The sequence below is a fragment of the Paraburkholderia sp. SUR17 genome (genome assembly GCF_029536165.1).
In the GTDB taxonomy this organism is placed as follows: Bacteria; Pseudomonadota; Gammaproteobacteria; order Burkholderiales; family Burkholderiaceae; genus Paraburkholderia; species Paraburkholderia kururiensis.
Genome location: NZ_CP120508.1, coordinates 3,027,536 through 3,040,589, shown reverse-complemented (window position 1 = coordinate 3,040,589; position 13,054 = coordinate 3,027,536). Strand labels below are relative to the sequence as shown.

12 protein-coding genes are annotated in these 13,054 nt (G+C 65.5%); 3 read left to right on the top strand and 9 right to left on the bottom strand.

What is annotated here, in order from left to right:
- Window positions 1-107 precede the first annotated feature (107 nt).
- Window positions 108-521 carry a helix-turn-helix domain-containing protein gene (locus tag P2869_RS13440; RefSeq protein WP_277596745.1) on the bottom strand — a complete coding sequence of 138 codons (414 nt, stop codon included), beginning with the start codon at window positions 519-521 and terminating at the stop codon, window positions 108-110.
- 92 nt (window positions 522-613) lie between these two features.
- On the opposite strand from P2869_RS13440, the gene P2869_RS13435 reads away from it, so the two are divergent.
- Window positions 614-1,567, top strand: a complete 954-nt coding sequence (locus P2869_RS13435; protein WP_277596744.1) for an aromatic alcohol reductase — start codon at window positions 614-616, stop codon at window positions 1,565-1,567.
- A gap of 237 nt (window positions 1,568-1,804) precedes the next feature.
- On the opposite strand, the gene P2869_RS13430 is transcribed toward P2869_RS13435, so the two are convergent.
- The 4 genes from P2869_RS13430 to P2869_RS13415 all read right to left on the bottom strand — a co-directional run bounded on the left by P2869_RS13430 (window position 1,805) and on the right by P2869_RS13415 (window position 6,125).
- Entirely contained in the window at window positions 1,805-2,896 is a 1,092-nt protein-coding gene (locus P2869_RS13430; protein WP_277596743.1) for a porin, read from the bottom strand.
- A 243-nt stretch (window positions 2,897-3,139) separates the two neighbouring features.
- A complete protein-coding gene (locus tag P2869_RS13425; protein WP_277596742.1) occupies window positions 3,140-4,261 on the bottom strand; it encodes a 2,3-butanediol dehydrogenase in 1,122 nt (373 codons plus the stop codon).
- A 1-nt stretch (window position 4,262) separates the two neighbouring features.
- Window positions 4,263-5,573 (bottom strand): MFS transporter, encoded by a 1,311-nt coding sequence (locus P2869_RS13420; RefSeq protein ID WP_277596741.1) that lies wholly within the window; start codon window positions 5,571-5,573, stop codon window positions 4,263-4,265.
- A gap of 18 nt (window positions 5,574-5,591) precedes the next feature.
- Window positions 5,592-6,125: a 2,4'-dihydroxyacetophenone dioxygenase family protein gene (locus P2869_RS13415; RefSeq protein ID WP_277596740.1), complete on the bottom strand. Its 534-nt coding sequence runs from the start codon at window positions 6,123-6,125 to the stop codon at window positions 5,592-5,594.
- A 177-nt stretch (window positions 6,126-6,302) separates the two neighbouring features.
- Here P2869_RS13415 and P2869_RS13410 point away from each other — a divergent pair, with 177 nt between their 5' ends.
- Complete coding sequence (locus P2869_RS13410; protein WP_277596739.1) at window positions 6,303-7,268, top strand: helix-turn-helix domain-containing protein; 966 nt, start codon at window positions 6,303-6,305, stop codon at window positions 7,266-7,268.
- 489 nt (window positions 7,269-7,757) lie between these two features.
- Here the strand turns inward: P2869_RS13410 and P2869_RS13405 are convergent, their stop codons facing one another.
- From P2869_RS13405 to P2869_RS13390, 4 genes are all read right to left on the bottom strand, one after another.
- Window positions 7,758-8,393, bottom strand: coding sequence for a riboflavin synthase (locus tag P2869_RS13405; RefSeq protein WP_277596738.1), 636 nt, complete (start codon window positions 8,391-8,393; stop codon window positions 7,758-7,760).
- Between the two features lie 23 nt (window positions 8,394-8,416).
- The gene (ribD, locus tag P2869_RS13400; protein WP_277596737.1) at window positions 8,417-9,538 is read right to left on the bottom strand and encodes a bifunctional diaminohydroxyphosphoribosylaminopyrimidine deaminase/5-amino-6-(5-phosphoribosylamino)uracil reductase RibD; all 1,122 of its coding nucleotides are present in this window, start codon (window positions 9,536-9,538) and stop codon (window positions 8,417-8,419) included.
- A gap of 76 nt (window positions 9,539-9,614) precedes the next feature.
- On the bottom strand, window positions 9,615-10,910 hold the full coding sequence (gene hemL / locus P2869_RS13395; RefSeq protein ID WP_277596736.1) for a glutamate-1-semialdehyde 2,1-aminomutase: 1,296 nt from the start codon (window positions 10,908-10,910) through the stop codon (window positions 9,615-9,617).
- 244 nt (window positions 10,911-11,154) lie between these two features.
- Window positions 11,155-11,640, bottom strand: a complete 486-nt coding sequence (locus tag P2869_RS13390) for a hypothetical protein (protein ID WP_277596735.1) — start codon at window positions 11,638-11,640, stop codon at window positions 11,155-11,157.
- Window positions 11,641-11,808: 168 nt separating this feature from the next.
- Between P2869_RS13390 and P2869_RS13385 the strand changes: the two genes are divergently transcribed.
- Window positions 11,809-13,044, top strand: a complete 1,236-nt coding sequence (locus P2869_RS13385) for a Bcr/CflA family multidrug efflux MFS transporter (RefSeq protein WP_277596734.1) — start codon at window positions 11,809-11,811, stop codon at window positions 13,042-13,044.
- Window positions 13,045-13,054: the final 10 nt, after the last annotated feature.

The following is a 13,054-nucleotide window of genomic DNA, read 5'->3' as shown; positions in this document are numbered from 1 at the left end:
GGCTGGCGTTTGCGAAGGGCTGCGCCGATCTTGATCGCCACGCACCCAGAGGCTCCAACCCTTCTTCCGGCCATGGTGGTAGGGAATGCGAATCAAAACCCGGCAAGCTACGAGTTCGCGTCGGGGTGCTGTCTGTCGAAATTCTGCCTTGCTTCTCGAAAGAGGTCTGCATTCTCGACGATCCAGGTCCACAGCGGGACCATGCGAACGAGCAGTTCCATGCCCGTGTCGGACAGCTCGTACTCGACCTTGGGGGGTATCTCGTCGAAATCATGACGGAGCACCAGGCCGTCACGCTCGAGCTGTCGTAAGGTGCGCGTCAACATACGTTGAGTAACCCCGTGCATGCGCCGGCCGATTTCTGCATGGCGCAGTCTGCCGTACACGCCGAGCGTGTGGACGACACCAAGCGACCAACGGTTTCCGGCATGGGCGAGCACCTCCCGCCGCAACCCATCATCATCGTCTCTCAGGCCGTCACAAACGGTCTGCGAATATTTGAGAAGTTCGTCTCGGTCCAACTATCTGGCTCCCAGTATCACGCGTGTGCCTTCTTTCATACACGTCCATGCATTGCTAGACTGCCGCAACGCATTCCTTGGCAGGCTAGACAATGAACCAGACAGATCCTGATGCTACGTCTCAAAACATTCTCGTGCTCGGTGCCGGCGAACTCGGCCTCCCGGTGCTGCGCAATCTTGCGCGTCGCGCGAAGGACGTGGATGGCGCGAAGATCAGCGTGCTGCTGCGCGCAAGTGCCGTAGAGTCCAGTGTACCTGGCAAGCGACAAGATATCGCGGAGATCCGAGGTCTGGGGATCGAGATTGTCGTAGGCGATCTTGTGAAGAGCTCCATCGACGAACTTGCCGAAGTATTCGCACGATATGACACGGTAATCGGTTGCGCGGGCTATGCAGCCGGAATCCACACGCCAATGAAGCTGGCGCGGGCGGCCTTGCAGGCGCGCATCCCGAGGTACTTCCCATGGCAGTTCGGGGTCGATTTTGACGTGATCGGTCGCGGCAGTCCGCAAGACATCTTCGACGCACAGCTTGACGTGCGCGAATTGCTGCGCAGTCAGCACCAGACCGAGTGGGTCATCATCTCGACCGGCATGTTCATGAGCTACCTGTTTGAACCGGACTTCGGTGTTGTTGACCTGCAAAACGACGCAGTCCACGCCCTGGGCAGCCTCGACACCGCTGTAACGCTGACGACGCCCGATGATATCGGCGCACTGACTGCCGAGATCGTGTTCGCCCAACCCCGTATCCGGAACGAGATCGTGTATCTGGCCGGTGACACCGTGACTTACGGAGAGGTCGCCGACAAGCTGCAAGCAGCGCTCGGCCGCCCCTTCAGCCGTTCGGAGTGGAGCGTGCAGTATTTGCTGGATGAGCTGGCGCGCGACCCGCACAACATGATGCGTAAGTATCGTGCGGCTTTTGCTCAAGGGCGCGGTGTCGCATGGGACAAGAGTGGGACGTTCAATCAACGCCACGCTATTCCGGTCACCGACGTCGCATCGTGGATCGATGCAAACCTTGCTTCGGGCCGCAGCGAGTAATCGTCAGTCCGACCATCCTTTCAACCGCACGTACCGTTTTCCGGGGATAGCCGAACCGCGTGAAGCGGCACGTTTTCAAGGGATCCACGCGAGATATAGGCCGCGAGTACGGGGCGTCGTTCATCGACGCGTAGGCCGAATCGAAGTCGGTACCCATTCGCTTCTGAGGGCGTAGCGCGAACGTCAAGCCCGCCTGGGACGACCCGGGCGGGCATTTCCGTCAAACGGTGCGGCGCGTCAGAACCGCGTACTGAACCCCACCCGCGCGATCGACTGCACCGCGCCGCTCGCCGCGCCATCGGCATCCATCACGCCATTGATCTGCGCGTTGCTGCCATGGCTCGCGCGCTGATGCACGCCCGCGACGTACACCATCGTGCGTTTCGACAGCCAGTACTGGACCGCGGCCAGGACCTGGTGCGCATGTGCGTTGTCGAGTGTGTCGTTACCCTTCATGTACGTGTAGCTCGCGCCGATCACCCAGACCGGCGATGGATGCCACGCGGCGCCGGCCTCCGCCGACCACGCGCCCGCGCCGTTCCACGCGTTGTGCACGGTCGTGAAGAGCGCTTTCGCGGTGACCGTACCGAGCGTGTAGTGCGCCCCTGCGCCCCAGTTACGCACGCTCGTGGCCGGCATCCCGTCCGTCGCGCCGTATTTCTGGTTGGTGTAGGCGGCGCCCGCGCCGAACGGGCCGTTGTTGTAGCTCGCGCCGACGCTGACCGTGTTGTTCGCGCCGACCGATCCCGCGACGTTGCCGAAGCCGTACAACGCGCCGAAGGTCAGCCCCGACAGCGACGCGCTGGTGTACTTCACGGAATTCGCGACGCGGTTGCTGCCCGCGACGCGGTCCCAGTCGAACGCGCCGGTCGCATTGTTCGGCAGCGCGAGCTTGTCGAACGGCCCGTTGCGAAAGCCGTACAGCCCAACGAGATCCTGCGCGATCTCGTTGCCGCTCGCGGCCAGCGCGTCGACCATGAACTCGTACTGGTTGCCGAGCGTCAGCGCGCCGTAGCGGTCGTTCTGTAACCCGACATAGGCCGTGCGCGCGAACAACCCGCCGCCGATCATCGAACCGTTCGCGAGCGAGAACTGATTGACGAGCCGGAAGATCGCGCGAGTGCCGGCGCCGAGATCTTCCTTGCCCTCGAAGCCGAGCAGGTTCGGGAAGAATATGTTGTCGTCGAATTTCGCATTACTGTGGCCGCCTTCGTTGCTGACATAGCTGATGCCGGCATCCAGCAGCCCGAACATCGTTACGCTGCTCTGCGCGAACGACGCGGCCGGAATCGTGCAGGCCGCGAGGGCCAGCAGGGTCTTTTTCGTCATCTCCAATGTGCTCCTCATATGTTTCCGGTCATGCCGGAATATTTTTGATTGGACTACTGATTAATACAAAATAATGAATCGTCGAACTGGCAATTCGATCGCGTCCGGCACGGAACCGGATCGGACTCGCGCGGGTACCGGCGTGCAGTTCATGCGCCAATGTTCGCGCGTGTCGTGCGCTAGACCGTCGAATACCCGCCGTCCACCGGCACGATTGCGCCCGTGACGACGACGGTCTTGGCGTCAAACGACCAGGGGCGGCTCATGTTCGATACTCCCGACAGTGTGATGCGAGCGCGCATGCCGGCGCGGTGGCGCGACCAGGATCTTGATCTGCGCGCGATCGGCGAGCAGTGCGTCGAAGCCGTCGGCGACGGCGTCTTCGAGCGAGACGGTGCGCGTGACGATCGATGTGAGATCGAGCGCGCCCGACCCGATCAGGCGCAGCAGGTCTTCGTACACGTGCCGGTAGCCCACGCTCGCGGTGAAGGTCAGCTCGTCGTTGACTGCGCGGAACGCATCGAAGCTCGCGTGCGGCATCAAGCCGACCATCACGAGGCGACCGCCCTTGCGCAGCCCCTGCATTGCCGCCTCGAACGTGGCCGGCAGGCCGGCCGCCTCGAAGCTCACGTCGACGCCGAGCCCGCCTGCCGCTTCGCGGATCGCGTCGCGCAGCACCGGCGCGTCGAGCGAGCGCGCATCGAACGTGTGCGTCGCGCCGAAACGCGCCGCCGCGGCGAGCCGCTCGGGCGACACGTCGACCGCGACGATGGCCGTCGCGCCCTGCAGCTTCGCGAGCATGATCAGCAGCAGACCGATCGGTCCGAGCCCGAACACCGCGCAGGTGTCGCCGAGCCGCAGTTCGCCGCGCCGCAGCGCGTGCAGCGCGACGGCGGCCGGCTCCATCACCGCGGCCTGCTCCAGACTGACGTCATCGGGCAACCGGTGCAGCATGTAGGCAGGCACAACCGCGAAATCGGCCATCCCGCCATCGCCCATCAGGCCGGCGAAGCCCATCGAGACGCACAGGTTGTACGACCCTGAGCGGCAGTACGCGCACTGGTGGCAGTGATACTCGGGCTCGACCGCGACGCGGTCACCGGGGACGAGCGTCGTGACGCCCGCGCCGACTTCGACGACGGTGCCGCAGAACTCGTGGCCGAGCGTCAGCGGCGCGGTGCGGCCGGACAGCGGATGTGGCGCGTCGACGGGAATCGCATGCGGGCCGTCCGCGTATTCGTGCAGGTCGCTGCCGCAGATGCCGCAATACGCGACCGCGATGCGAACCTCGCCGGGTCCGGCGCGCGGCGTGTCGAGATCAACGAGGCGAATGTCGCGCGCGCCGTGCCATTGAAGTGCACGCATGTCAGCGTCCTCCGAGGTTTTGGGTATCGAAACACGGGGCGGCGCCGTCGAGCGCGCGTTTGCGCAGCACGGCGGGCGCGGTTTCGACGAGACCGAACGACAACACGCACGCGAGGATCGCGCCGGCGGCCGATGTCCACATCGCGAACTGAAGGCCGTACTTGTCGGCCGCGAAACCGGCGACGGTCGGCGCGACGAAGCCGCCGATCAGCTCGCCCGCACCCATGATCAGGCCGAGCGCGCTGGCGATCGCGCGCGGCGGCACGGTTTCGGCCGGGATCGTCGCCATGAACAGCGTGAAGCAGCCGAGGCCCGTGTACGTGGCGAACACGAGCGCGCCGAGTGCCCACAGCGAATTCACGTGGATCATCACGATCGGGCAGGCGGCGGCGATCAGCGCGAACACGACCATCGTCGGCTTGCGGCCGATCCGGTCAGAAATCGCCGGCACCGCGAAGCCCCAGAACACCCACGCGGCGCCCAGGCAGGTCATCACCACGCCCATGTTTGCCGGGGACAGGTGGCGGCTCTCGACGAGAAAGACCGGCGCGAACGAGATGATCACGACGAACCACGTGAGGAAGAAGCAACTGATGAGCACACACAGCAGGACGTTGCGTTCCTTCAGCAGTGCCCAGCGATTGATCGCCGCGCCGCCAGCTGACGGTGCACCGTGCGGGGCCATGCTGTCGGCCTGCGCGTTTCGCACGCCGCCGGGTGGCACTTCGCGCACCCAGCGCCAGATGCAGAACGCGATCAGGAAGCCCGGAATGCACGACACGTAGAACGCCTCGCGCCAGCCATAGGCGGTCGCGATGCCGATCACGACCGGCGGGCCGATCATTGCGCCGAGCAGGCCGGCGGCCGAGCCTTGCAGCAGGCCCATGTTCAGCCCACGGCGGCTCGGCGTCGAACTCTCGACCATCAGCGATTGCGACAGCGGCAGCACAGGCCCTTCGGCGATACCCATCAACGCGCGGAACGCGATCAGGCTCGCGAAGCCGCCGACGAGCCCCGACAGCGCCGAACATACGGAGAAGCCGAGCACCGCGGCGACCAGCAGCGGCTTGCGTGTGCCGCGCGCATCGGACCATGCGCCGGTCGCGGCGCCCGACAGCGCCCACGTGAGCGCGAGCGCGGACGACACCATGCCGAGCTGCGTATTCGACAGGTGCAGTTCGGCCGACATGAATGGGAACAGGAACGACAGCGCGAGGCGGTCGAAGAACACGAAGCCGAAGGTCATGAACAGGATCAGCAGCACCCTGTTCTCATACGTCCACGCCAGTCTGGGGGAAGGTTGGGGTGTCATGGGCGGCCTCGTCGCGTGTCAGCGGAACAGCTTCTCGATCGCTTGTGCGCCGAGGCCCACCTTCTCGTAATGCGCCTTGCACATCGCGATGTACGAATGCACGTCGAAGTAGCCGTCGGGGTTGCCTTCGTCGTCGAGCCAGATCAGTGGGCCTTTGACGATGAAGAACGCGCGCATCGGTTCCGGGTGGTCGAACGCGACGAGCGTGTGCCCCTCGCCGGGCGTTTCATACACGAAATCGCCGCGCGTCGCGGTCCATTCGTGCTCCAGGTATCCCCATTTGCCCGACAGCGTGTAAGCGAAGACCTCGTGTGGGTGGTAATGCCGGTTCACGAGCCCCGCCTTCTTCGCCATCAGGATGTCGCACCATTTGTTCTGCGACGGCGAGATCCACAGCGGCCGCGACGAAACCGTTTCGGTAAACGGAACGTAATAGCGCTCGTCCTCGGTGGCCGCGTTCTGGATATAAGCCTCCGGCAGCGCATCGGGCTTGAACGGATTGGCAATCGGCGCGATGCCTTGCCAGAATTCGGATAAGGCTTTGTCGACCATGGTTTGTCTCCTTGTGGTTAGGTGTCGTGGGGTCGACTTTAGCCAGCCGGTGCGCGCCGCTCTTGACTGGGCCGGACGAAATGCTTGATCCGGCCGGACATCGCACCGCAACAACAACCAGACGCACCCTCTCCCAATCCGTGCCGCTCCGCACGACGGGTGCCCCCAGGAGGCGACGTGACGAATTCGACCGTTCTTTCATGCACGCGCGGCTCGACGGCCGACGTGCCGGTGTGCGACCGGATGGCGTACTGGGAGGCGATATGTGCTCAGACACTCGTCGGCCTGCGCTGCTCGTCGCTGTCGCCGGCAGGGCTCGAAGTGGAGAAGACCGACATTGCGCTGCCGGGCCTCGGCATCGCCGACATCAGCGGGCAGGATCACGTGATCGAACGCAGTCCCGCTCTGGTGCGCCAGTTGCCAAAGGAGTCGCTGTTTGCGTGCCAGATCCTGAACGGGCGTGCGTATTTCATCCAGTACGACCGCTGCCTGCTCGTGGAAGCCGGCGACGTCGTCGTGTATGACACGCGTGTGCCTTATCTTTTCGGATTCCTGACGCCGATGCGGCAGCTGCTGATCGACATTCCGGTCGCGATGTTCGACGAGCGCTTCGACGCGGGGCTGCCCGCGCTACCGCTGCGGATCGCCCCAAAGCCGGGCGCGGGCGTGATGCTCGGCACGGCGCTGCGCGCGGGTGTGGAGCGGTTCATGAAGGCGCCGGTCGAAGGTGACGCCGCGCGCTTCGTCGAACACACGCGCACGCTGGTCGCGGAACTGATCGATGCGGAAGTGAACGGCGCGGGCACATCACGCGCATCGCTGTCGTACCTGCTGACCGCGAAGCAATACATCGCGACGCACCTCGGCGATCCGGAACTCGCGCCGCAGGCGGTCGCCGATGCGGTCGGGCTGTCATTGCGGCACCTGAGCCGGCTCTTTGCCGCCGAAGGCGAGTCGATCACGCAGTACATCTGGGCCGAGCGGCTGTCGCGCGCGCACCGCGAACTGGTCGATGCCCGACTGCGCAAGACGAGCATCGGCGAAATCGCGTTTCGCTGGGGCTTTTCAAGCCAGGCGCACTTCAGCCGCGCGATTCGCGAACGCTACGGTGCATCGCCGATGGCGCTGCGCGAAGCCCGTTGAAGCAGCGAAACCGATGCCAATGCGGGACGTGATTCACGCGCCGCTTTCGTTTTCATCGTGCTTCCGTTGCGGCGGGCGCGTCGCCGCGTCACCTGCGCGAGCATGAATTTGGCGCAGCGCTCCGCAGGGGTGATCGTCGGAGCGTTTGCGTTGGTGGGTGCGGACGAAAACCTGGATTACCTGGGATTAACGACGCTCGGTATCAATTCGACGCGGACCAAACCGACGCAGCGGGTCTTTGGAAAGGGATTCCTCGAGTCAGTGAGGTGTATTACAACAGCCTGCTAGCGCGGTATTGCCGATCGATACAGATCCAACGTTGCGCGGCAAGCAGCCGTCTTCAGTGTGGCGAAGAGGCCTGGTCTCGGAGGTGTGACGGTATACGAACCGCAGAAAACGGCCGTATACGTCAGAAATACCGTCACCAAACCGTAGGTCCAGCGAGATTCAGCGATACGCCAGTAGACAGGCGTATCGCCAAAAACCAAATTACTTCAACGGTTTATAGCCATCCTGAGACGTCCCGAGCATCCGCTCCACATACCGCGCAATCAGATCCACCTCGAGATTCACCGGTGTGCCTGCCGCCAGATGCTTGAGCGTGGTGACCTCAACCGTGTGCGGAATCAGGTTGATCGAGAATTCGCAGCCGTCGGTGCGGTCTTCCACCGAATTGACGGTCAGGCTCACGCCGTTCACCGTAATCGAGCCCTTGTACGCCAGATAGCGGCCAATCTCGCGCGGCGCCAGCACGCGCAACTCGTGCGACTCGCCTACCTGCGCGAAGCGCGTGACCTGGCCCAAACCGTCCACGTGGCCCGAGACGATATGGCCGCCCAGCCGGTCATGTGCCCGCAATGCCTTTTCCAGGTTGACCTCGCCGGTTTCGGCCAGGCCCACGGTGCGGTTCAGGCTTTCGCGCGACACGTCCACGTCGAAGCTGCGCGCCGTCTTTTCGATCACGGTCATGCAGGCGCCCTGAATCGCGATGCTGTCGCCGATCTGCACGTCCGCGAGATCGAGGCTGCCTGCGTCCACGCTGAGGCGCACGCCCGCGTCCGGCGTGGTGCCGAGCGGGCGGATCGATTCGATGCGGCCCACTGCCGCGACGATTCCCGTAAACATCGTGTCGTTCCCTGTCAGTGTTGTCAGTGCGAAGGTTGAGCGGGCGTGAGGCGCGCGAGGATGCGCAGATCGGTGCCGATCCGCTCCACCTGGTGAAACTCGAAGCGCATGCGCTGTTCGAGCGAGTCGGGCGCGAGCACGTTGACCATGCTGAGCGAATTCGCGCCGAGCAGCGTGGGCGCCAGATAAACGAGCAGTTCGTCCACGCAGCCTTCGCGCAGCAACGAGCCATTGAGCTTGTAGCCCGCCTCGACGTGCAGTTCGTTCACGCCGCGTTCGGCCAGTTCCTTGAGCATGCCGGGCAGGTTCACCTTGCCGTGCTCGTTGGCGAGCGCGACGATTTCGGCGCCCCGCGCGCGCAGCGCTTCGGCGCGCTCTGCGTTGCGCTCGTCGAGCGCGGCGCAAAAGATCAGCGTGGGCGGGCCGGCCAGAATGTGCGCGTCGGGCGGCACTTCGAGCTTGCTGTCGATCAGCACGCGCCGCGGCTGGCGCGGCGTTTCCACGGCGCGCACGGTCATGCGCGGATTGTCTTCCTTGACCGTGCCGATGCCAGTCAGGATGGCCGATGCGCGCGCCCGCCAGGCGTGTCCGTCGGCGCGCGCCGCTTCGCCTGTGATCCACTGGCTTTCGCCGGAAGGCAGGCCGGTGCGTCCGTCGAGCGAGGCCGCGACTTTCATGCGCACCCACGGTCGTGCCCGCGTCATGCGCGAGACGAAGCCGATGTTGAGTTCGGCCGCTTCGTTTGCGAGCAGGCCGCAGCGCACGTCGATGCCTGCGTTGCGCAACATGCCGAGCCCGCGGCCCGAGACCTGCGGATTCGGGTCTTCCATCGCCGCGATCACGCGCGCCACTTTGGCTTCGATCAGTGCGTTCGCGCACGGCGGCGTGCGGCCGAAGTGGCTGCACGGTTCGAGCGTGACGTAAGCGGTGGCGCCGCGCGGATCGTTGCCGCGCGAGCGCGCGTCTTTCAGCGCGCGAATTTCGGCGTGGTCCTGGCCTGCGGGCTGCGTAAAGCCTTCGCCGATCACCTCGCCGCTCTTGACCAGCACGCAGCCCACGCGCGGATTCGGGTCCGTGGTGTAGAGACCGCGCGCCGCAAGCGTCAGCGCGCGCTGCATGTGGACAAAGTCGGTTTGCGAGAACATCGGCTGGGTTTCTCCGCGGCGGCGTTCAGTAAGGGCGAGCAAGGTACGGCGGCTGGGCCGCCGAGGCGGGCATCGATCAGGCAGCGAGCGCGGCGAACGCGCCGCGCGCAGCGTCGATCGTCTCGTCGATCACGTCGTCGCCATGCGTGCTCGACACGAAGCCCGCTTCGTACGCGGACGGCGCGAAGTACACGCCGGCGTCGAGCATCTTGTGGAAGAACGCGTTGAAGCGCGCGATGTCGCTCTTCGTGACGTCGGCAAAGCTCTCGGGTACGTGCTGCGTGAAATAGAGGCCGAACATGCCGCCGAGCGAATCGGCCGCGAACGGCACGCCGGCTTCGCGCGCCGCATCGGCAAGGCCGCCCACGAGCCGCGCCGTTTGTGCGCCAAGGCGCTCGTAGAAGCCCGGCGCCTGGATCAGTTCGAGCGTCTTCAGGCCCGCCGCCACCGCTACCGGATTGCCCGACAGCGTACCCGCCTGGTAGACGCCGCCCGTTGGCGCGAGGTGGGCCATGATGTCGCGCCGGCCGCCGAATGCCGCCGCGGGCATGCCGCCGCCGATCACCTTGCCGAGGCACGTGAGGTCCGGCGTGATGCCGAAGAGTTGCTGTGCGCCGCCCAGCGCCACGCGAAAGCCGCACATCACTTCGTCGAAGATCAGCACGCCGCCGTACTCGTTCGTGAGGCGCCGCAGTGCGTTGAGGAACTCCGGCGTCGCCTTCACGAGGTTCATGTTGCCGGCCACGGGTTCGACGATCACGGCCGCGATCTCGTTGCCGAATGCCTTGAACGCCTCTTCGAGTGCGGCGACGTTGTTGTACTCGAGCACCGTGGTGTGCTTCGCGATGTCGACGGGCACGCCCGCCGAAGTCGGATTGCCGAACGTGAGCAGCCCCGAGCCCGCTTTCACGAGCAGGCTGTCGGCATGGCCGTGATAGCAGCCTTCGAACTTGACGATGCGGCTGCGGTTCGTGAAGCCGCGCGCAAGACGCAGCGCGCTCATCGTGGCCTCGGTGCCGCTCGACACCATGCGCACCTGTTCCATCGACGGCACGAGCTTGCAGATCACCTCGGCGATCTCGATTTCGGCCTCGGTGGGTGCGCCGAACGAGAAGCCCTTCACCAGCGTGCGCTGCACCGCTTCCAGCACCTCGGGATGCACGTGGCCCACGATCATGGGGCCCCACGAGCCGATGTAGTCGATATAGCGTTTGCCGTCGGCATCCCAGAAGTACGGGCCTTCTGCGCGTTCGATGAAGCGCGGCGTGCCGCCCACGGAACGGAAAGCGCGCACGGGCGAATTGACGCCGCCGGGGATGGTGCGCTGGGCGCGTTCGAAGAGAGCCTGATTCCTGGACTGGGTGCTGGACATGAGTGACCTGACCTGCTGTGACGTTGAATGAGCGTTGAAATGCGCGTCGGGCATGAATGAAGGGCGTCGTCGCTGCGGTGGGCGTCTTGTGTGCACGGGGTGGTGCGTCTTGTTTCGTGCGCCTTGCCGCGCGTTCCCTGCTGCCGATGCCCGTGCGCGCCCGGCGAGGCGCGGCGACCGGATAGTTCCTCGAAATTGTACCGGACTCCCGCGCCGCGAGCCGGGCCGCTGCCTGTGGCGAGCGCTACCGCCGCCGGGGCGACGGCCCCGCCGGCAGCGACCCCGGCCCGGGCCGCTTGCCCGTGAACGCCGCCCAGCGCTTTTCGAGCGCCCCTTCGGCAATCGGCTTGATGGTCGTGCCCGAACTCTGCGCATCCCAGGTCTGCACGGAAAACGGATGTTCGCGCAGCGCCTCGCGCCCGATCACGACTTCTTCGTGCGCATCGACGAGCCAGTCGTAGACGAAATCGATGCAGAGCCGATAGCCGCGCTTGTAGGCGGGATCGGGCACCTCGTAGGGCGCGCGCGTGACGTATCCCGACCCGAACAGGCCGCGCGGCTCCAACGCCACGCGATGCAGGAACACGCGGTCGCCGGGCAGGATGCCGCGGGCGAAGCCGCATCCCCAGACGTCGGCGACGGCTTCGCCTGCGGCAACGCGCCGCGCCACGTCCGGCAACTCCGGCCACGGCCACTTCTTCGGGCTCCAGATCAACAGGAAGGCGGTCATGCTGGCTGTTTCGAGGCGCAAGGGGAAGGAAACCGCGAGCTTAACGCATCGAAGCGGCAAGCCGCGTGCGGATTAAGCACCGGGTTACAATCGGCTCTGCTCCGCCTTTCACAAGGCCTGAACCGCCGCCGTAGCGTTGCGGGAACGGGCCGATTCTTCCGGATTCCCATGTCTCACGTCGTCAGACGCCGGCCCGATGCCCGGCTGATTCTGCTGCTCGGTGCGCTTGCCGCGTGCGGGCCGCTCGCTACCGACATGTATCTCCCGAGCCTGCCCGCCATCGCGCAAACATTCGGCGTGGCGCCCGGCGTGGCGCAGTCCACGCTCACGAGCTTCATGGCAGGCTTTTCGATCGGCATGCTGCTGTACGGCCCGGTTTCGGACGCCTATGGCCGGCGGCCGGTGCTGCTCGGCGGCATCGCGCTCTTTACGCTGTCGAGCGTGGCCTGTGCGTTCTCGTTCTCGGTCGGCTCGCTCGTGTTCGTGCGTTTTCTCCAGGCGCTCGGCGCCGGCGCGGCGTCGGTGCTGGCTCGCGCCATTGCGCGCGATGCCCACGAACCCGCCGACGCGGCCCGCGTGCTCTCCATGGTCGCGATCGTCACGGCGGTCGGGCCACTGCTTGCGCCGCTGATTGGCGGCCAGTTGCTTTTGCTCGGTGGCTGGCGCGTGGTGTTTGCCGTGCTGACGCTGTTCGGCGCGCTGTGCGCTACCGCCGCGTGGCTGCGGGTGCCCGAGACGTGGCCGCGCGAAAAGCGTGCAAGCCCGGCCGTGCTGAAGTCGTTCGCTGCGTACGGCCAGCTGCTGCGCGACCCCGTGGTCTGGGGGCACATGCTGTGCGGCGGCATGGCGTTCGCGTCGATGTTCACGTACATCTCCGCCACGCCGTTCGTGTACATCGAACACTTTCACGTCTCGCCGCAGCGCTACGGCTTCTTCTTCGGCGCGAACGTGTTCGGCATCATGATCGGCAACTTCCTCAACACGCATTTCGTAGGTCGCTTCGGCTCGCTGCGGCTCATCTCCGTGGCGGCCACCGTGAGCAGCATCGCGTCGCTGTTCGTCGCACTCGTCTGCGTGACGGGGTGGGGCGGCTTGTGGTCGATCGTTGCGGGGTTGTTCTTCGTGGTGGGCGTGGTCGGGCTGCTGTCGGCTAACTGCGCGACCGACCTGATGCATCGCTATCCGCACAATGCCGGCGCTGCGGCGGCCGTATTTGGCGCAATGCAGCTCGCGCTGGGCGCGCTGGCGAGCATCGTGGTCGGACTCTGGCACGACACGACGCCCACGGGCATGGGCTTCACGATCGGCGCCGCAGGGCTGCTGTGCTACACGGGCCGTCTGCTGCTCGTGCGCTGGCATGACCGGCCGGTCTCGGGGTCGGCGACGGGGCGCGTCGCGCCCTAAAGGCTGCGCA